The 20180-nt window shown below is 41.2% G+C and carries 23 protein-coding genes; 2 read left to right on the forward strand and 21 right to left on the reverse strand.

Translation table 11 applies throughout. The features are described from left to right. Position 1: 1 nt before the first annotated feature. The 17 genes from SMUL_RS13195 to SMUL_RS13275 form a co-directional block, all read right to left on the reverse strand. Positions 2 to 496, reverse strand: coding sequence for a FixH family protein (locus SMUL_RS13195; RefSeq protein WP_025345732.1), 495 nt, complete (start codon positions 494 to 496; stop codon positions 2 to 4). Next, on the reverse strand, positions 489 to 1136 hold the full coding sequence (locus tag SMUL_RS13200; protein WP_223809710.1) for a TPM domain-containing protein: 648 nt from the start codon (positions 1134 to 1136) through the stop codon (positions 489 to 491). The genes SMUL_RS13195 and SMUL_RS13200 overlap by 8 nt, the downstream gene beginning before the upstream one ends. Before the next feature lie 72 nt (positions 1137 to 1208). Beyond that, the gene (locus SMUL_RS13205) at positions 1209 to 1421 is read right to left on the reverse strand and encodes a DUF4006 family protein (protein WP_025345734.1); all 213 of its coding nucleotides are present in this window, start codon (positions 1419 to 1421) and stop codon (positions 1209 to 1211) included. Positions 1422 to 1431: 10 nt separating this feature from the next. After that, positions 1432 to 2280, reverse strand: coding sequence for a c-type cytochrome (locus tag SMUL_RS13210; protein ID WP_025345735.1), 849 nt, complete (start codon positions 2278 to 2280; stop codon positions 1432 to 1434). A gap of 13 nt (positions 2281 to 2293) precedes the next feature. After that, positions 2294 to 2503 (reverse strand): cytochrome c oxidase, cbb3-type, CcoQ subunit, encoded by a 210-nt coding sequence (locus tag SMUL_RS13215; RefSeq protein ID WP_407701805.1) that lies wholly within the window; start codon positions 2501 to 2503, stop codon positions 2294 to 2296. A 16-nt stretch (positions 2504 to 2519) separates the two neighbouring features. Then, positions 2520 to 3185 carry a cytochrome-c oxidase, cbb3-type subunit II gene (gene ccoO / locus SMUL_RS13220; RefSeq protein WP_025345737.1) on the reverse strand — a complete coding sequence of 222 codons (666 nt, stop codon included), beginning with the start codon at positions 3183 to 3185 and terminating at the stop codon, positions 2520 to 2522. A 15-nt stretch (positions 3186 to 3200) separates the two neighbouring features. Beyond that, positions 3201 to 4667: a cytochrome-c oxidase, cbb3-type subunit I gene (ccoN, locus tag SMUL_RS13225; RefSeq protein ID WP_025345738.1), complete on the reverse strand. Its 1467-nt coding sequence runs from the start codon at positions 4665 to 4667 to the stop codon at positions 3201 to 3203. Between the two features lie 166 nt (positions 4668 to 4833). Continuing rightward, positions 4834 to 5505, reverse strand: a complete 672-nt coding sequence (locus SMUL_RS13230; protein ID WP_025345739.1) for a response regulator transcription factor — start codon at positions 5503 to 5505, stop codon at positions 4834 to 4836. A 12-nt stretch (positions 5506 to 5517) separates the two neighbouring features. Beyond that, positions 5518 to 6741: a PAS domain-containing sensor histidine kinase gene (locus tag SMUL_RS13235; protein WP_025345740.1), complete on the reverse strand. Its 1224-nt coding sequence runs from the start codon at positions 6739 to 6741 to the stop codon at positions 5518 to 5520. Continuing rightward, entirely contained in the window at positions 6738 to 7367 is a 630-nt protein-coding gene (locus SMUL_RS13240) for a sulfite exporter TauE/SafE family protein (protein WP_322785701.1), read from the reverse strand. The genes SMUL_RS13235 and SMUL_RS13240 overlap by 4 nt, the downstream gene beginning before the upstream one ends. A 128-nt stretch (positions 7368 to 7495) precedes the next feature. Further along, positions 7496 to 8626 carry a glutamine-hydrolyzing carbamoyl-phosphate synthase small subunit gene (gene carA / locus SMUL_RS13245; RefSeq protein WP_025345742.1) on the reverse strand — a complete coding sequence of 377 codons (1131 nt, stop codon included), beginning with the start codon at positions 8624 to 8626 and terminating at the stop codon, positions 7496 to 7498. Then, positions 8623 to 9177, reverse strand: coding sequence for a DUF507 family protein (locus tag SMUL_RS13250; RefSeq protein WP_025345743.1), 555 nt, complete (start codon positions 9175 to 9177; stop codon positions 8623 to 8625). The genes carA and SMUL_RS13250 overlap by 4 nt, the downstream gene beginning before the upstream one ends. An 84-nt stretch (positions 9178 to 9261) precedes the next feature. Further along, positions 9262 to 9789 (reverse strand): MotE family protein, encoded by a 528-nt coding sequence (locus tag SMUL_RS13255; protein WP_025345744.1) that lies wholly within the window; start codon positions 9787 to 9789, stop codon positions 9262 to 9264. Then, positions 9786 to 10220: a flagellar export protein FliJ gene (locus SMUL_RS13260; RefSeq protein WP_025345745.1), complete on the reverse strand. Its 435-nt coding sequence runs from the start codon at positions 10218 to 10220 to the stop codon at positions 9786 to 9788. The genes SMUL_RS13255 and SMUL_RS13260 overlap by 4 nt, the downstream gene beginning before the upstream one ends. 50 nt (positions 10221 to 10270) lie before the next feature. Next, positions 10271 to 11518, reverse strand: coding sequence for an adenylosuccinate synthase (locus tag SMUL_RS13265; protein WP_025345746.1), 1248 nt, complete (start codon positions 11516 to 11518; stop codon positions 10271 to 10273). 1 nt (position 11519) lies between these two features. Continuing rightward, on the reverse strand, positions 11520 to 12374 hold the full coding sequence (locus tag SMUL_RS13270; RefSeq protein WP_025345747.1) for an ATP phosphoribosyltransferase regulatory subunit: 855 nt from the start codon (positions 12372 to 12374) through the stop codon (positions 11520 to 11522). A 2-nt stretch (positions 12375 to 12376) separates the two neighbouring features. Further along, positions 12377 to 13486 carry a pyridoxal-phosphate-dependent aminotransferase family protein gene (locus SMUL_RS13275; RefSeq protein ID WP_025345748.1) on the reverse strand — a complete coding sequence of 370 codons (1110 nt, stop codon included), beginning with the start codon at positions 13484 to 13486 and terminating at the stop codon, positions 12377 to 12379. Positions 13487 to 13715: 229 nt separating this feature from the next. Between SMUL_RS13275 and SMUL_RS17510 the strand changes: the two genes are divergently transcribed. After that, positions 13716 to 14243 carry a PDC sensor domain-containing protein gene (locus SMUL_RS17510; protein WP_223809711.1) on the forward strand — a complete coding sequence of 176 codons (528 nt, stop codon included), beginning with the start codon at positions 13716 to 13718 and terminating at the stop codon, positions 14241 to 14243. Further along, complete coding sequence (locus SMUL_RS13280) at positions 14179 to 15579, forward strand: methyl-accepting chemotaxis protein (protein WP_223809712.1); 1401 nt, start codon at positions 14179 to 14181, stop codon at positions 15577 to 15579. Before SMUL_RS17510 ends, SMUL_RS13280 begins: the two co-directional genes overlap by 65 nt. Positions 15580 to 15582: 3 nt before the next feature. On the opposite strand, the gene SMUL_RS13285 is transcribed toward SMUL_RS13280, so the two are convergent. The 4 genes from SMUL_RS13285 to SMUL_RS13300 are packed head-to-tail and all read right to left on the reverse strand — an operon-like array spanning position 15583 to position 20175. Further along, positions 15583 to 16239 carry an HAD family hydrolase gene (locus tag SMUL_RS13285; protein ID WP_025345749.1) on the reverse strand — a complete coding sequence of 219 codons (657 nt, stop codon included), beginning with the start codon at positions 16237 to 16239 and terminating at the stop codon, positions 15583 to 15585. Further along, positions 16217 to 18211: a transketolase gene (gene tkt / locus SMUL_RS13290; RefSeq protein WP_051492702.1), complete on the reverse strand. Its 1995-nt coding sequence runs from the start codon at positions 18209 to 18211 to the stop codon at positions 16217 to 16219. The genes SMUL_RS13285 and tkt overlap by 23 nt, the downstream gene beginning before the upstream one ends. Before the next feature lie 7 nt (positions 18212 to 18218). After that, positions 18219 to 19079 (reverse strand): polyprenyl synthetase family protein, encoded by an 861-nt coding sequence (locus tag SMUL_RS13295; protein ID WP_025345751.1) that lies wholly within the window; start codon positions 19077 to 19079, stop codon positions 18219 to 18221. A 10-nt stretch (positions 19080 to 19089) separates the two neighbouring features. Then, entirely contained in the window at positions 19090 to 20175 is a 1086-nt protein-coding gene (locus SMUL_RS13300) for a DUF7488 domain-containing protein (RefSeq protein WP_025345752.1), read from the reverse strand. Positions 20176 to 20180 lie beyond the last annotated feature (5 nt).

Below are 20180 nucleotides of genomic sequence, written 5' to 3' on the forward strand. Positions count from 1 at the left end.
GCTACTGTGCTGCGTAGGCTTCGTTTTTATGATAGCCTTTAAATTCGCCTACGTCAATTTTACTCAGAATTTGCCAGCGACCTGGCTTGGTGATCTCAAAAGGTCCAAAAGTGTAATTGCCGTTTTCTACATGAGAGGGTTTCATCTCTTTGTTCTCTTTATTGCTATCGGGACGAGAGAGCATCATCATGACATTGGCGTCATTGACAGGTTGACCGCTTTTATCACTCAATCGTATTGTAATGCTGTTTTGACCTATGACAAATTTTTCTGTTGAATAGGCAAGATCAAATTTTGCATTGAATTTTTCTTGAAGCTCTAAAATCGTGTTAATGGAATGATCTACTTGTTGGTATTTTTCCATATAAAAGGTATCCATCTCAACAGGATTATCCATTGCAATTTTAATCGTAAAACCACACGAAATCACACAGCCAATAATCATTCCTATCACCACATGAGGGTAATACGTGTGTTCACTTTTAGCTTTATCCACGGCTTTTTATCCTTTTATAAATGATGAGTACAACCACAATGATCATAAACCCATAAATCAGAAGTCTGACAAGATTGATCGTTGTTTTATTTGCATTGCCAATTGCACTCTCTAACTCAATTTTGCGATACTGTGCGATCTCTTCAACAAGTTCTGCATAACCATTGAGCAATGCAGGACCAACACTGACATCATTTTTTTTAGACGTTAGTAAGGGAATGATCGTACCGCTCCATGGAAAAGGTGAAAGCAGTGCTTCTCTATCAAACTCTTTTTCTAATCCTTCAGAAGCATAAATATCAACTTTTTTTTCAGCTTGGAAAAGAGTCAAAAGCACATAAGGCGTGGTTAGATTTTTGACAAAGTTTTGCTCATACGCAAGAATGTTTTCACCTTCACCGCTTTTTTTAGCAATCAAGATGACTTTAACACCACTTTTTGCAAAGAGTTCGCTACCCATTTCTTCAATCTTTTGGGCTGTTCTCTCTTCTAAGATATCATCATAGACGACGAAATCCTTGGCAAAAATCAACGCTGGGAAAAAAGCAATGAAGCAAAGAAGCCAAAGCTTCTTTGCCTTTACATGTAACAAGGTCTTCATTAACCGATAAACAAATGGTTTGGGGTTAATACTGCCCACGCTGAGATTACAGCCATGAGAACCAATCCAAATGTAATGATTTTATCCATATTTTCAGCCATGTTATACCCCTTATTTTGCTATAACTTTTTGATTCGCATTAGCAACATCGTTCATCTTAAGTGCTTGCAGATCAGTAATCTTATAAGGTTTGTCAGCAACAGCTTGTTGTGCTTTTAACCCAAAGAATGTTAACGCCCCAAGAATGGAAAGCAACAATACGGTTGCGATCAACATTCCTGTAACACCATGAATTCCAAATACGCTTCTATTAGTATTTTCCATTGACAAGTCCTTATTTCACTAAAGAGCTGACATACGTGCCAACCGCTGCTTTTTGAACATTGGTTAAGCGTCCATCGTTAAACTGTGGCATACTACCAATAGCGCCTTTTTTGCCAGTGCCTAGGACATTGACAACAAATTTAGCATTGCCATACACACTAAGATCGGGAGCACTTCCAGCCATACCTTTACCATCGTCACCATGACATGCTGCACATGTAGCCCACAATGCTTTGCCACTCTCAACTAATGCAGGGTTTTTGGTTTTCTTAACAGATGAAACTTCTTGCATAACATAGGCTGCAACAGCTTTTGCGCTTTCAGCATCCAAAAGCCCTGCTGGCATTTCGCCAAGAGGATAATTTGAACCTTTTGCACCATTAAGGATTGAAGCAACCATCGCCTCTTCATTTCCCCATTTGCCAAGATTTGCAGCTTTACCATTCATTCCATCACCTGTCACACCATGACAAGGAGCACATTGTACCAAGAAAACACCCTCGCCCATATTCATAAGGGTTGCTTGATCTGGATTCGCAAATTTTGTTTCAAATTTCGTTGCATGGCTTTGCACTTCTTCATTGTACTCACCAATTTGTGAATAAGCATTAAGAGGATACCCAGCAAGGAAATACCATGCTGACCATACCATAACACCTATAAAGGAGAGTGCCCAACCAATAGGGAGTGGATTTTTATATTCGCCGATGCCATCCCAATTCTCTTTTGCTAATTCTCCAGTACTTTTGTCGGTTTTCATCTGTTTTACATATTTACCAACAACAAAACCAGTGAGAATTATAATTGCTGCTGCACCAAGCAATGATAACGCATTTACATTGTCATTCAGCCAATTCATTTATTGCTCCTCTTTATTCTTTCTCTTTGTTTGATGGAGTACGGTCTTCAAGTGGAGCATCATCAATACGATCATGCAATGCAAGATCGCCATACTTCTCGTAGTTTCGCGTACCCTTTTTTTCAGCCCTGTAAAGATGGTACAGATAACTGTACATAACAATGACCAAAAAAACTGTTGCTACTACATACGCATATGCTTGAATCTCTCTAATGGTTTCCATACTCACCGTTAACACCTTATTTTAAGCTATTGAGATAGGCAATAAGTGCCACAATCTCTTTGATCTCACCACGTTTAAATGCCTCTTTTACCTCTTGGCTTTTCATATCCGCAACAATGAGTGCTGCTTCTTCCATGACAGCTTTTTTAGCTTCTTCATGCGTACCAAGTTTAGGCATATCCGGTTGATCATAAGGTGCATTGAAAACTTTTTTAACCGTTAATGCTTCTGCATAGGCTGTATCAACATCTGCAGCGTTTTTAAACATATGTTTATACGCTGGCATGATGGAACCTGGCACTACACTGATTGGATCGAGCATATGATATTCATGCCAATCACTGGTACGGTAGTTTCCAACCCTCATCAAATCTGGTCCCGTTCTTTTAGAACCCCAAAGAAATGGTCTATCATACGCATATTCGCCACTTAAAGAGTACATACCATAACGGTCTGTCTCAGATTTGAAAGGACGAATCAGCTGTGAATGACACGCATTACAGCTATCTTTAATATAAACTTGACGACCCGCAAGCTCCAATACAGTATACGGTTTTGTTCCTGTTACAGGACGCGCACTCTCCATAAAGTCTGGAAGAATGGTGACAACACCTGCATACGCAATCACTAAAAATACACCTACCGCAAAAAAGAATGGGTTTCTCTCTAACCAATGAAACATAATCCTGCCCTCCTTTTACGCTGCCATAGGTGAAGCATTTTGAGGTTCAGCCTCAATAGCTTTACTTGCAGTCATTGTTTTATAGATATTGTACGTGAACATAAAGAAACCGATAAGGTACAATAAGCCGCCCGTTGCACGAATTGCATAGTAAGGCATAAGTACGGTTACGGTATCGATAAATGAATAAGCAAGGTTACCAAATTGGTCGGTTGCTCTCCACATCATACCTTGCGTAATACCTGCAATCCACATACTTGAGAAGTAGAGTACTATACCAGTTGTTTGAATCCAAAATTGTGCCTCGATCAATTTTTTACTGTAAATTTCACGTTGAAACATACGAGGTGCCATATGGTAAAGTGCAGCCATAATCATAAAACCAACCCAACCTAATGTACCATCATGAACGTGTCCAGGGATCCAGTCTGTAAAGTGCGCAAGGGCATTCACAGATTTGATTGCCAAGATTGGACCTTCGAGTGTACTAAACATATAGAATGTTGAAGCAAAAATCATTAATTTAACCAATGGATTCTCTTTAAGTTGACCCCATTGTCCTTTCATTGTAAGGAGAATGTTAATCGCACTACCCCAAGAAGGAAGAATCAGAATAATTGAGAAGATTGAACCCATGGTTTGAACCCAGTCAGGCACCGTTGAGTAGATAAGGTGGTGTCCACCTGCCCAAAGGTAAACAAACATCAAACCCCAGAAAGAAAGGAGTGATAATTTATAAGAGTAAACCGGTTGACCAGACTCTTTTGGTAAAAAGTAGTAGATCATCGCAATAATAGGCACGGTGAAAACAAATGCTACCGCATTATGACCATACCACCATTGAACCATTGCATCATTGGTACCCGCATACATTGAAACAGAGTGATACCATTTTCCTGTACCGGCAACAAAGTAGGTTGGAACTTCCATGTTATTGAAAAGAAACAACATTGCAACACCTAAGAAGGTTGCAATAAAGTACCACATAGAGATGTAAAGTGTTTTTTCACGTCTGATTCCCACCAAACCGAAAATACTAACACCCCACAATACCCATACGACAACAACAAGAATATCTAATGGCCACTCTAATTCTGCATACTCTTTAGAGGTACCAATACCCATAAAAAGAGAAACAACCGCAATGGTCATTAAGATCATATAAAGCCAAAAATGAATCTTTGCAATGATCATAAGAAAAGGTGATTCTGCCATCGAAACCTTGAGTACTCTTTGCCCAATATAGTACCATGTTGCAAAGATTCCGCTTAGTAAGAATCCAAAAATTACTCCTGAAGTATGAAGCGGTCTCAAACGACTGAAAGTACCGTATTCATCTGCTAAGTAATTCAACTCAGGGAAAGCCATCTGATAGGCGATAACCACACCTATTAACATACCAACGATTCCAAAAAGGATCGCTGCGTAGGTAAAACATTTGGCTACTGAATAGTCATAGTTCAATGCATCTCTAGCCTGCATTAATTCCTCCTACTTGTGTTTTTATGTCACAAAAATATCACATAATGTAAGAATTATAGTGCAGCAAATCTACAACGAAGCTTAAGAAGATTAAATTTGTGTTAAATAAAAAAAGTTAAGGAAAAATTAAAAATTGAAGTGAGTAAGAACGATGCAATGATCGTTCTTACGTATTGATTTTGTAGCCAAGCCCTGGAATATTCTTGATAAACTCTTTATCGGTTTTCTCGCGCACACGCTTAATAAAGGTGCGGATCGCTGAGTCTGTTACTTTTTTGTTTGTCCAAACATACTTTTTGATCTCTTCATGCAGCACAAAGACGCCTAAATTTTTAACCAAGATTGAGATAAAAAGTAACTCTTTTTTCGTCAAGAAAATGGTTTGCCCCTCTTTAACAAGCACTCTTCGGCTCTTATCAAACTGATACCCAAAGCCCAGTTCGACAATATCACTCTGATCAAGCATCTCTTTAGAGACCAGCTCTAATGTTTTTAAGAGCTCATCAGGATCAATAGGCTTAATAAGGTATTTATCAATACCTACATCAATGGCTTCCAGAAGCCTCTCTTTTTCACTAAACGCACTTAAAATAACAATAGGCGTATGTTTAGAGATATGTTTGATCTCTTTTGACATCATCAAGCCATCCATAACAGGCATCATAATGTCGGTTATAACAATATCGGGCTTATATTTTTTAAATTTCTTCAATCCATCATCACCATCTCTTGCGACAATAAACTTCGTAAATTCATCTCCAATGGCACTCTCTAAAGCGTCTCTTAGATCTTCTTCATCCTCGACAAACAAAACCGTCAATTTTGACAATCCACTCATTGCTCTTCCTTTTTACTCTTTAACTAAAGGGATCGTGATGGTAAAACAGACTCCATCATTGCAATTGGCTGCAACGATAAACCCTTTCATGCTATTGTTAATAATCATTTTGCTCATATAAAGACCCAAGCCTGTTCCAGCACTGGCATGCTTTGTTGTAAAATACGGCTCAAAAATCTTATCTAAAATAGCTTCTTCAATTCCACCAGCATTATCGCAGACTTTAATTATAGCATCTCCAAGCGCAGATGTGTCAATTTCAATATAAATTAATCTATTTTTTATGTTGTTGTGGCAAAAGGCATCAATTGTATTATTGATTAAATTAATCAATACTTGCGAAAACTCATTGAAATAGCCCCTAATATGCGCGTCACTTTTGACATTAAGGCGTATCTCTATCTCATTTTTTTCTAAAGTTCCCCGCATAATGTCCATCGCCTCTTGTGCCACAAGACTGAGTGCAAAATCTTCACTTTGACGATCAGGACTAAAAAAATTACGAAAATCTTCGATGGTTTCAGACATTTTAGAGACAATTTTTTTAGCATGCGTGTAACTGTCCTCAAACTCCACCCCTTTACCTTCATTTTGAAGGCGGTAGAGTTTATTCATCTTATACAGCGTGATATTAAGCTCCGAAAGTGGTTGTCTCCACTGATGTGCAATGTTAGCAATCATTTCACCCATGGATGCAAGGCGTGACTGCTGAAATAAAAAGCGATCTTTTTCACGATTCTTTTCAACCTCTTCTTTAATGCGCTCCTCTAACGTCTGATTGAGTTCCGTTAAGGCTTTGGTTTGCTCTTGAACTCTTTGTTCAAGCGTGGCATTGAGCTCTTCAAGCTCTTCATCTTTGGTGATCAGTGCTTCGCTTAAGCGAACGCTTTCTGTCACATCATAACGAATCGCAATAAACTCTTCAATATCGCCATTTTCATCTAAAATAGGAAAAACGGTTGTATTGACATAAAAAGTACTGCCATCTTTTGCTAAGTTTTTCACCGTTGATTTATAGGTTTGTTTTTGAAGGATGGTTTGCCAGAGTTGTTTAAACGACGAAGCAGGAACATCAGGGTGTCTTACAATGTTATGATTTTTCCCAACTAACTCTTCTTTGCTGTAGCCCGAAATTTTACAAAATTCATCATTGACAAAGGTGATGATGCCAAAAATATCGGTTTTTGAGATGATATTACTGCTCTCAATAGCACTTTGGTATTGTTCTAACTTCATGCGATGGCTGCTGTATATCCAAGATACGCCATGTAAATACCATATCCCATAATAATCAAAGAGGCGATCTTAATCATCACTTCGCGAAAACCACTGCCTTTGAGAAACCCTACCACAAAACCAAGCCCTAGCATCGCTGGCATCGTGGCGAGTCCAAACAGTGCCATGATCAGTCCACCGCCAAGGAGTGAGCCTGAAGTAGCGGCTGCGGCTAAGAAGAAATAGACCAATCCACACGGTAAAAAACCATTTAGCACACCTAGTCCATAAAAACTTGCCATGGTTTTAGAGTGAATGAGTTTGGAAAAGAGTGTTTTAATAAAGGGATTAAAGGCAATCGTTGCTTCAAGTGAGGTTAAAAATTTGATTTTTCCCATCATGGAAAGTCCCATCAACACCATCAAGATGCCAATAGCAAAGTAAAAATAACCATTGAGATGCGAGGAGAAGGTAAAAACACTGCCAATTACACCAAAAATCATCCCTAAGAACGTGTACGAACTGATTCTGCCTAGATTGTAACTGAGGTGTGCGAAAAATTGGCGTAATGAAGAGGCAGAGGTATCAATCTTAGCGCTGCTGTACGCCATGACAAACCCGCCACACATACCAATGCAATGCCCCAAACTTCCTAAAAATGCAACGCTAATAATGGCGGTAATATCGATGGCGTTAATGGCATGGCTCCTTAACTGATCTCGCGTACTTTTGTATGCTTACATGTAACGATCAAAAGTACGCGCTGTGAGTTGGTTTAGAGTCTGTTGGCAAACTCTTGGAAAATGTATTTACTCTCGTGTGGCCCTGAGCTCGCTTCGGGGTGATGCTGCACAGAAAAGATCGGAGAATCATGGTATTCAAGACCTTCAATCGTATTGTCAAAAAGATTGACATGCGTAATGCGAGCAACCTTACAGATGGTATCAGGTACATTGTAATTGTGGTTTTGCGTGGTAATTTCAACCACATTGTTTTTCATATTTTTAACCGGATGGTTGCCACCGTGTTGCCCAAATTTGAGTTTATACGTAGGATAACCATGCGCAATGGAGAGCAATTGATGTCCCAAACAAATGGCAAAAATAGGCACTTTCGCCTCAATCAATTTGCTAATCTCTGCTGCTTCATTTTTCAAAATCAGTGGATCGCCAGGACCATTGGATAAAAAGAGTCCGTGAATGTCACCTTTTTTATAGCGAGCGATCACATCGTCTGCACTAAAATCATGCGGTACAACCTCAACATCGAGTCCGACTTCACAAAGTTCATTTAAAATATTGCGCTTAATACCCAGATCAACGGCTAAGATTTTCTTACCAATGCGCTTTGGCGTGGCATTATACGTTTGTGCTTCTGGGTTCCAAACACCGTTTACATGTAAATAGGATTTTGGCGTACTTACTTTTTCAATGTAGTTTACATCTTCGATACGAGGACTTGCAGAGAGCATCGCTTTTAGCGTTGCAGGATCGCTCACTTCAGTCGATGCGATCATCATTTTTGGACCTGCGTCTCGAATCATTTTGGTCAAATAGCGTGTATCAATGTCGCAAATTCCCATGCTCTTATATTCTTTCAAAAACTCGGGTAAGCTCTCGTGTGAACGAAAGTTTGAAGGTGTCTCATTGAGGCTTCGCACCAACATACCACTCGCATAAATCGTCGAACTTTCCATATCATTTTCATTACAGCCAACAATGCCAATCTCAGGCATCGTAAACACAACGAATTGTCCCGCATAACTTGGATCACTCATAATCTCTTGATAACCGCTCATAGAGGTATTAAAAACGATCTCGCCTGTTTTTGAACCTTCAAAGCCAAAACTTTTTGCTTCTAAGAAAACGCCATTTTCAAGATAAATCCATACAGGTTTTAACATCATACTAACATCCCTCTTCTTCTGAGTTCTTCTTCATAGAGCTTTTCAAAAATCAGATCATACTCTTCAGATCCTGGTACTAATTTTCGTTTATAATTGGAAATTTTCTCCGCCACATCATCTTCAATGCCTTGAAAATTGGCAACATAAGTCTCAATTGCGGTATACACCACGTTTTTAACGCGGTTTTCTGTCACGTTGTACTCAATCAATCCTGTTTTCCAACTGATCTCTAAAATTTTATGGGCAATTTCGTTGTACCGATCTTCGTACGACAAAATAACACCAAACTCATGGGCTAGTTTTTTCTTGATCAACCAAAACATACTTCTGCGGTCAACCCTTTGAAACTCCATCTCATCTTCATTTTGGTCTAAAATCTCTGTTACACGCTCTTCAAGCGCAGTCTCTTGTTTAATATCGGCAACAATCAAATCCTCTGCGACTTTTACAATAGGCTCTAAGCCCTTAAGCATGGTAACAAAACCACAATTTAAAATATCGATCGCTATTTTATTGGCAATATAAGGGGCATGAGGCAATCTGATTTTCATCCATAAACCTTACTTCTGAATTTTGACATATTGTATCAAACGTAAGGTAAATATCTGTTTAGAGAAAGATCAAGGCAGGTTTTGTCACTCTTTTGTTTGGTTATTCTCTACAAAAGGAGGCCCTTTTTTAAGCTGTTGTGTAATTTCTGAGGCAATTTGAGGATTCATCTTTGCCAGAATTTGTGAGACTTTTTTCGCCGGCAGTCCAAACATAATAAAAGCCCCCTCATGCACAGGAAGCTTCTCGACAATCGCCGCAGCCGCAGCGTCTTTCATCTTGATGTAGGTTTCATCCAACTTATCATTTTTCTTTGCTTGCACTTGGTCTAAAAGCTTTTTATTCTCTTCCAGCATCAAAGCGATCTGTTTCTCTTTGGCGTCGATCTGCTCTTTGGTTTTTGCGAGTGCACTCTCTTTTTCTTTAAGCGCACTTTTTTGTTTTTCAAACAGTGCATTCGTGGCAGCTTGCAAGGCTTCAAACGATTGGCGCGCCTCATCAATCTTCTCTACTTCGTGCAGTAATTCCACTTTTCGATTCTCAAAAATTTGTGTGCAATCAATCGTCTCTGCCCCTAACATCGTTGTTACCAACACGATCCACACATGCTTCATTCGTGACCTTTTTTAGTGAGTTGACCTGCAAACAACATCGTTGATATTTCATCCAAATAGAGCTGTTCTTCACGTTTGATTTTATCCATTAACGCTTGCAACTCTTGCTCTTCGAGGTATTTAATTTTTTCATATTCAACGTGCGCTTTTTGGTATTCGATTTGAAGTTTTTTCGTTGCGCGCTGAACGGTGTAAAGCTCTTGCTCACACCGTTTTTTTTCACGACTTAAGATATTTTTTTGCTCATTGACCATCAAAAGCATCGTGACCAGACCCTCTTTTGGCATCTGCACAGCAGCAATATCTTCATACAGCGTCGTGATTTTATGGGAAAGCATACGCTCTTTATTTTGGCTTTTCATCAGCTCTTTCTCAATCGTATCGCGCTTTTGTTTACGAATTTTAGCGATCTTTGAGAACTGACTTTTCATCCATTATCACCTTTACATGTAAATCAGTGAAGAAGAGCTTCGCGCTCTTCTTAAAGTATAATTGTATCGTTTCTATCGGGACTTGTGGAGATAAGTCCTATTTTGGTTCCCGTTAAAACTTCAAGGCGTTTGAGATAGGTTTTAGCCGTTTCAGGCAGATCTTCAAACTTACGGCATCCCACAACACTCTCCCAACCTGGAAGCTCTTCATAAATCGGTTTAAGATTTTCCAAATCCTCAGGCAAAGTTTCAACTCTTTTTCCATTGACTTCATACGCAACGCACACCTTGATACTCTCAAATCCATCTAAAACATCGAGTTTCATAATGGCAAGATCATCACAACCATTGATACGACTAGCATAACGACACGCTACTGCATCAAACCAACCGCAACGGCGCGCACGTCCTGTTGACGTACCGTATTCATGCCCTTTTTCGCGCAATTGATCACCCTCAGCGCCAAAATCTTCCGTTGGGAAAGGACCATTTCCCACACGTGTACAGTACGCTTTGACAATACCCGTTACTTTGCCAATGTCTTTAGGGTTCAGGCCCAAACCAACACACGCACCTGCACTGATCGTATTTGAACTCGTTACAAACGGATAGGTTCCATGGTCAATATCGAGCATCGTACCTTGAGCACCCTCTAGCAACACTTTTTTATTCTCATCCAGACATTTCCAGACCATATGCGTTGTATCGGTTAAAAACGGTAAAAGCACTTTCGCATAACCATCTAACTCTTTTTTCAACGTCTCATAATTGGGCGTTACAATGCCAAGAGCACTGAAAAGTGCGCGGTTTTCATCGTAAAATTCAACCAAAGCAAGGGTAAGTTTTTCGGTATCGCGAAGCTCTCCCAAACGGTGTCCACTACGCTCAATTTTACTGCCATAACTTGGTCCAATGCCCCGACCCGTTGTACCAATCGCTTTAGCGCCACGAAGTTTTTCTTTCGCTTGGTCAATTAAAATGTGGTGATTTAAAATCATATGCGCTTTATCGCTGACAAACAAACGACCTTCCAGTTTATCAAATTGCGCCATCTCTTTAATCAGCGCTTCAGGGGAAACAACGACACCATTACCAATGACATTGAGTGCTTTGGGATTTAAAATACCAGAAGGAATTAAGTGAAGCGCGTAACGTACGCCATCGACCCAGATCGTGTGACCGGCATTGTGTCCGCCTTGGTAACGGCACACGACATCGTAATGTTGTGCCATAAGATCAACAATCTTCCCTTTTCCCTCATCGCCCCACTGAATCCCTACAATCATATCCGCTTTCATTTTAGTGTCCATCTCTTTTAATTAATATTTCGATCAAATCATCGGTGTAAAGTCCAAAACCGCTTGAGCCAATGCCCTCACAATCGTAACTTCCACCCGAGCCTAGTGTGTAGTTTTTATAGATAAATCTAAAAAACAGCGCATTATAATAGCGCATTTTTACATAGTAAAGCGGTGCAAAAACAACATTATCGTATGCAATATGAACTGAGAGCGCTTTGAGCTTTTCAAGTTCGCCTTTTAAAACATCAGGAACCTCTTGTATCACAGCTTCAAGCTCTGCTAAGGTTTGCAAGCACGTCAGCTTCGTCAGCCACGGAATATCCAACGCCAAAAGCTTTTGAAGTTCCCCTTTTTCAAAGATTTTAAGATCTAAATGAAGCATCTCTGAGAGAATCTTTGGAATATTAATATTACTTACATGTAAAAGTGGTTTAAGCTCAAATTGTTCAAAAATAGACAAACTCGTAGCAATACTCAACGCCAAATCTTCCTCACCAATCAGCTCTGCACCAATTTGATGCACTTCATGGCTTGGGTAGCGAAACACCGGTTGAATGTAAAACCATTTAGAGTGATTCGTCGTTCTATCCACACGCTTCGTACTCAAACGCACCACATCCATCGTACTATCGGCCCTTAGGGAGATAATATGATTTTGCTCATCTGAAAAACGTAGCAACTCCTTAGCATCAATGCTTTGGTGCTGATGATAGGAAAAATAAGGCGTCACGATCTCTTCAAATCCCGCTTCGTAAAAGAGTTCACTGGCCACGGTTTCAAGCTGACGCTTTAGCTTGGCACTTTTTCCAAAATAAAGCTTACTTCCTGTGGGTATCTCATGCTCATAAATCATCATTAACCTTGGTAAAATTCTTGGGAAAAGACCCGATTGGCCGTGCCATCATACGCACGCTTTCCTAGTTCTGAAAGCGCAAGCTCCACCGCATTGAGCGTCCAAGCCGTTTCGTAAACGTTGATCAGTCCCATATGGTTGATTCTAAAAAGGGTATCTTTGATGTGGTCTTGTCCGCCTGCCATATTAACACCGTACTTGGTTTTCAAAAGCTTACGGATTTGGCTCGCATCATCATGCAACACCGCACTCATCGCCTTCGCTGGCACTTTTGGATAGATGTGGAGTCCCAACGCTTGCAATGCTTTATTGGTCGCATCGGCTCTTTTTGCTGTATCGGCATAAAGTTTCTCCAAGCCACCCTCAGCATCGATGAGCTCACACATTGCGACAAGACCGATAACAAGCGTAGTTGCAGCCGTCCATGCCGTGGTGTTTTTGCGTTGATTTTTAAGCTCTGTTTTGAGGTTGAAGTAATACCCAACCCCTCCGTTTTCGATGATCTCTAACGCTTTGGCATTCAAACCGATAAATGCAAGTCCTGGAGGAAGCATCAACGCTTTTTGACTGCCAGAAATCAAGGCATCAACATTCGTCGTATCGACCTTTTCAACACCTACTGCCGTAATGCCATCGGCAATCACCATGATATTAGGACGAATCGCTTTGACTGCTTTGGCAACGTCTTCAACCGGATGGCGAAGTCCACCTGCACTCTCGCAAACTTGCATACACACCGCGTCAATACTGGCATCGTTTTTAACCAGCTCTACAATCGCATCGACACTGACAGGTGTGTCCCACTCATTTTTAATTTCGACAAACGGTTTGTTGTAGGCGGCACAAATTTTGCCAAAACGCTCGCCAAATTTACCCGAATTGACAACAATTGCTTTGCTTTGACACAAATGAAGCACGCAGGCTTCCATCGCTCCTGTTCCGCTTGATGCAAGCATTAAAACTTCTTCCATATTAAAAAGCGCGCTTAAATAGCCTCTCGCTTTTCCAAAAATAGCCTCAAACTCAGGTGTTCTGTGGTGAATGGTGGGTGTGCTCATCGCCATACGAACTGCTTCAGGAACGGGAGTCGGTCCTGGTGTCAAAAGTAACATACGAGATCCTCATTGTGTATAGTTTTAGTGACCATTGTAACCAAATCTTGCTTGTTGTTTCTTTAGCACTCTCCCCTCTTTCCCTGCATCGCCTTTACATGTAAAAAGTCTTTTGAAAATCGTTTTAGTGCCTTAAACTTATACAACGATCTGTTTTTTCTTCTGATGAAACATTGTTATAATGCTTTCGATTCTATAACATACTATCTGACACTTCAAGGAGTTTTCTGTGTCGTTTAAAGCCAAAATTATTCTCATCATTTCACTGTGTATGCTTTTTAGCTTAAGTATCTTTAGCCTTGTGAGTTATATTGATACCAAGAAAAACAGCACCATACAGGTAGAAACCAGCCTACAAATGGCATCCAAATCATTGACTGACTATATTGACTTATGGTTGTCTACGAAAAAAAGTGCCGCTGAGAGCATGGCGCGTTCGCTCAAAGATGTTGATCTTTTAACCCCCGCCGACCTGACGGATAAACTCTCAGAAACCACTAAAATGCTAGGAGCCTTTGACTCGTATGTGGGATTGGAAGATGGTGCTATGACATGGGGAAGCGATAAAAAACAACCCAAAGAGTATGATCCAAGACAGAGACCTTGGTACAAACAAGCCAAAGAAAGTGGAAAGCTTGGGATCACCGATGTCTACATTGGCTCCACATCCAAAGTACAGATGATTACCATCAATGGCACCCATTTATCGCGAAAAGAGTTTTATCGGCGTTTTTGGAATCGACATTACGCTCGATAGCTTGGTCAAAACCATTAATGATGTTAATTTCAATGGTGGGTATGGCATGTTGTTGGACAGTAAAAACAGCTACATTGTCCACCCCGATAAAGCAAAGCTGGGAAAAGAGTCCACCTTTGCTTCTAAATTGGGAAAAGCAGAAGATCTTGTGGAGTATGAACTGGGTGGTATTCATAAGATTTTTGCTTACCACGTTTCGAAAGAGGCCGGATGGACGCCTGGCATCACCTTTGATAAAGAGGTCGCCTACAGCTTCTTAACGAAACAGATGCGTGAGTTGTTTATCGCAGGCGTAGTGATGTTAGCCCTTTCGATTGCACTGATGATCTTTTTCATCAAAACCCTTTTAAAACCACTGGATAACTTAAACGCAGTGGTTAAAGAGCTCTCCAGTAGCGAAGGGGATTTAAGACAGAGACTGGAAGCCTCTTCCAAAGATGAGTTTGCGCAAGTTTCAGGCAATATCAATATATTTATCGAAAAACTGCATGAAATCGTAAAAAAATCCAAAAGCATCAGTAATGAAAATGCTTCGATCTCTGAAGAGCTCTCACGGACTGCCGCAGAGGTTGTGAAAAATGTTGGTTCCGAATCCAAGATTGTGGAAACGACCAAAGAAGAGGGAATTGCTCTGGTGAAGAGCCTTGAAACCTCGGTGGTCAAAGCCAAAGGCTCTCAAGAAGCCCTGAGTCAAACGCAACATGACATCGTCGAAGTCAAAAGCAAAGTTGAACAACTCGAATCCACGATGCAAGCCACCGCGATTAAAGAGCAGAGTTTAGCCCAAAGACTTGATAACGTCAGTCATAATGCTAATGAAGTCAAAGACGTACTCGGCGTTATTCGTGATATTGCCGATCAAACCAATCTTTTAGCATTGAATGCGGCGATTGAAGCGGCACGTGCGGGTGAACATGGACGTGGCTTTGCTGTCGTTGCCGATGAAGTACGAAAACTCGCTGAACGCACCCAAAAAAGTTTGGTGGAGATTGATGCAACGATCAACGTCGTGGTGCAATCCATCATGGACGCCAACACTGACATCGCCCATAATGCAACCGAAGTCAACGCCCTTGCTGCCATCTCGATGGAGCTTCAAAATGGTATGAATACGATTGATCTAACGGTTCAAAAAACGATTGAAGATGCCCATGCAACGGTGGATAATTTTGTACATACCGCAACACAAATCAAAGGTATGGTCGAAGAGATTGAGAAGATCAATGTGATCTCAAAAGAGAATGTCACGAGCATCGACAATGTCTCTCAAGCCTCCGAGCATCTTCACACGATGACAGAAAATCTCAATAACGAACTCGGGAAATTTAAGTCCTAATTATTAAACCTCAGCGAGAAGTTTAATCACATCGCTGGGGTTTTTCACAAGGTATTTTGCCCCATGCTCTTTTAGCTCCGCCTCTTCCCTAAATCCCCACAAAGCACCCAAAGCGATCATTCCTGCGTTATTAGCGGTTTGCATATCGATCATCGTATCACCCACATAATAACACGCATCTGGCTTTACATGTAAAAGAGAACAGATCTCTAAAGCGCCCTCAGGATTGGGTTTTCGTGGAATGCCTTCGCGTGCACCAAAAACAACGTCAAACTTCCATTCGCGCAAATATTTCATCGCACACATTTTGGTGAAAGAGTCAGGTTTATTGGAGAGTATTGCCATCTTAAAGCCACGTTTTTGTAAGAAGGTGAGCATTTTACTGATGCCATCATAAAGTTTGGTATTTTGGTTAAACTGCTTCGCATAATGGCTTTGAAACAACGTAACGGCTTCTTGAATCCGTTCAGGCGTTTGAGGATTGGAGGCAAAGATGTTTTCAAACAGTTTGAAAACACCCTCCCCCACAAAATAGCGGTATTTTTCACGCTCCTGTGCTTCAAAACCAAGCGAAACAAGCGCAAAATTAGCACTGATGGCAATGTCTTCTAATGTATCAAGAAGCGTGCCATCAAGGTCAAATACAATGTTTTTTTTCATTATCGCGCTCTAACTCTGCTTTAAGCGCTTCATAGTCAAGCCCTAAAAATTCACATGCACTCTTCGTCGCTTTGTGTGCCGTAAAGCCAAATTTCTCAAATAAGAGCTCCGCTGGGCCACTCGCACCAAAACGCTCCATGCAGATGACTTTATCCGCATAGCGGTACCATTCAATCCCCGCACCCGCTTCAATCGCGATAACTTTGGTTTGTGGCTCAATGATCGTTTGAATATACGCCTCATCTTGCTCATTTAAAAGATCAAAACATGGCACGCTCACCATATTGCTTGGGATGCCAAACATCGAAAGGTAGCACGCCACTTCCAACGCAAGATAGACTTCGCTTCCACTTGCCATCAAGGTAACTTGTGCATTTTCGCGTCGTTTTAAAAGGTAACCACCATTTTCCACATCACCATACGCTCGATCATCTTTGAGCGCTCGAAGTTTTTGGCGTGAGCAGACAAACGCAGCAGGCGCTTGCATACTCAGAGCCTTTTTCCATGCTTTCACGTTTTCTCTACCATCGCATGGGCGATAAACGTAGAAGTTTGGAAGCGCTCTAAATTGGCTCAATTGTTCAATCGGCTGATGCGTTGGGCCATCTTCCCCCACACCGATGCTATCGTGCGTCCAGATATAAAAATTTTTCAGTTTCATCAGTGCAGCTAAACGAACAGAAGGTTTCATATAATCACTAAAGATAAAAAAGGTCGCACCAAAAGGGATAAACAAGCCGTACAACGCAAACGCGTTGATGATCGCTCCCATCGCATGTTCACGAATACCAAAGTGAATGTTTCGACCTAGAGGATAATCGCCTAAGCCTGTCAGCTCACTTTTATTGGAAGGGCCAAGATCGGCACTACCGCCTAAAAAGCCTGGAATCGCTTGTGCAATGGCGTTGAGAATTTTTCCATTGCTATCGCGTGTTGCGACATCACTCTCAAAATTTGGCCACTCGATCTTTGAAAAATCAGGATTTAACAGTGCTTCTAACAGTGCTTTTTGCTCACTGCTCAACTTATTTTTAACGCGTGCATTCCAATTTGCCTCTGCCAAATCACCTTTCTCAAGGGCGCAACTAAAGCGCGCATACACATCTTCATCGACATTAAAACTTTTTTCAGGATCAAACCCTGCTTTGATTTTAGAGTTTTTGATCTCTTCGCACCCTAAAGGGGCACCATGGGCGTGGTGACTTCCTTCCATCTGGCATGCACCTTTAGCAATGGTCGTATCTGCGATAATCAAATAAGGCTTTGTTTGCTCTTTGGCTTGCTCTAATACTTCATTGATTTCATCGTAATCATGTCCATCAATACGTGACACTTCCCAGCCTTGCGCTTCAAAGCGGTGCTTCACATCTTCACTCCACGCAATGGAGGTATCACCCTCAATCGTAATTGCATTGCTATCGTAAATAACCACTAAGTTATCCAAAGCAAGGTGTCCAGCCAGAGAGCACGCTTCATAACTAATGCCCTCTTGCAAATCGCCATCGCCACACAAACAGTAGACTTTATGGGTAATCACTTCGGCTTTGGGTTGATTGAGTACGGTTGCCGCATATTTGGCTGCCATGGCAAAACCGACGGCATTGGTAATACCTTGTCCAAGAGGGCCTGTGGTGACTTCAACACCAGGAACATCGCCGTACTCTGGGTGACCAGGTGTTTTACTTCCAAGTTGTCTAAAGTTTTGTAAATCTTCTAAGCTAATGTCATAACCGCTTAAATGTAAAAAAGAGTAGACGAGTGCGGAAGCATGACCTCCACTGAAAACCAAACGGTCACGGTTCAACCACTTTGGATTTTTAGGATTGTGCGTGATATGGCGTGCTAAAATAGTGACGATGTCCGCTAAGCCCATAGGCGCTCCTGGATGTCCACTGTTGGCACGTTGTACCATATCGGCTGCCAAAAAACGGATCGTATCGGCTTGTTTTTTCAGTATTTTTTTATTTTCCATCGTATCATTATCCTTTAAAATATGCTTCTACAATGCTTTTGAGTCTGTGAGATAAAGCTGCATCAAGCTTTTCTAATTCACCATCCAATTCCAAAAGAAGTTTTTGCTTCACCTCTTGGGCATCTTCCAATCCTAGCAAATTGACAAATGAGTTTTTATGCCCATCATTGTGCGTAGGTTTGCCCGCCTCTTCGCTTGAGAGCGTTGCATCGATGATGTCATCTTGAACTTGGAACAAAAGCCCAAGTTTTAGACCAAATTGATAGAGTGCTTCTTGAATCGTTTTATCCAATTCACAGATCACAGCCCCCATCACCAGCGACGCTGCAATGAGTTTGGCTGTTTTGTGAAGGTGTAAAAATGTCAGTTCTTCAACATTCAAACGTTTATCTTCAAAAAAACAGTCAATGGCTTGACCCAAAACCATACCATGAATTCCCGAATTGCTTGACAGAATGGAGACCAGTTTTATCTTGATCTCAGCGCTGAGAGGAGCATTGGCTAAAAGATAAAACGCGTGGGTGTTGAGGGCATCTCCGATGAGCACCGCAGTGGTTTCATCATAGCTTACATGTAAGGTTGGGTGCCCTCGCCTAAGGGGCGCATTGTCCATGCACGGTAGATCATCGTGAATCAGCGAATAGGTATGCATCATCTCCAAACCAAGGGCTACATGTAAAGCATTTTCAACCAAAAGAGGTTGGGAGCTTTCAACCACACTGAGCAGTAATAAGGGGCGAAATCGCTTTCCCCCAACATCAAGCATTTCACCCAATGCTTGGTTAAAATGGGGGTGAAAACTCTCCACAACGGGGAGTTTTGCTTTTAAAAACAGTTCAAACTTTGCAATTAACTCTTTAGAACTCAAAAGATCCCTTTCAACGCGTCAATGTTACAAAAAATTGGAAATCATCACGATCAAATAAAAGACTCACTTCGCGGTTACGATTTTTTGCCAAATAAGCATCCGCCTCAGCAACACGCGTAATGGGAAGTTGCTCCACTTGCATTAAACGATCTCCCACTTTAAGACCACTTTGTTCAGCAAAAGAGCCACGCGCTATCTCTTTAATGCGAAGATTTGTATCAAACGTAAATCCCTTGCTCTGCAAATAGCTCACTTTTTTAACCTGAGGAGTCGGCATTTTTTTCTTTGCTTCCTCTTTTTTAGGAAGCGGTTTAGGTGCCATTAAATTCTCTTCCATCCAAGCGTTATTGCGCTGAAGTTGCGCACTGACTTTGCTCAAATCTTTAAGACCTCTGAGGGCATCCGCAAACTCAGCAACGTTTTTCACAGATTTTCCATTAAGGCGTGTAATCACATCGCCCACTTTGAGTTTCGCCTCTTTCACATTGGAATCCACAAAATCGACAATGACGCTCTCATTCCCATCCACAACGCGTACACCTAAGTCTTGAAATGAAGCGGTCTTACCATCGATAAAAAGCTTTAATGCTTCTGAGCCAATAAAAAATTTATCACCAATACCAAGACCATACATTTCACAGCAAAGCCCACCCACGAGGGTACTCACTTCGCCCACGCCACCAAATTCAAACAACTCATTGGCGCTGTTTCCAATTTTAGATGCATTAACGGCGATGAGGGAGTTGTCGGTCATACTGACAAGCCATTCACCCAGCTTTAATTCACTGGTTGGCTTTAGTTTTACAGGCACCAAAGGTTTTGGAGAATCAAACAGATAGAGATTGGCATAGTAATCAAACCGAACATAGGGAACACTCGGTTTCTCTTTGGAATACGCAACGGCTTGTTTCTCGCTAATAGCAACAGAGCGCGTTGAGCCAAAAGAGACAATGGAGTGTCTGTTTTTTTCATAACATTGTGAAAAATCGGGATAAACAAACTCTGCTTTAGAAGCAGGAGCTGGCGTAGATGCTGGCACATCGGCTGCAAAGAGTAACCCGGTTATTAAGAGAAGAAAGAGTCCTAGACGTTTCACATACT

It is taken from the genome of Sulfurospirillum multivorans DSM 12446, from assembly GCF_000568815.1.
Taxonomy (GTDB): domain Bacteria; phylum Campylobacterota; class Campylobacteria; order Campylobacterales; family Sulfurospirillaceae; genus Sulfurospirillum; species Sulfurospirillum multivorans.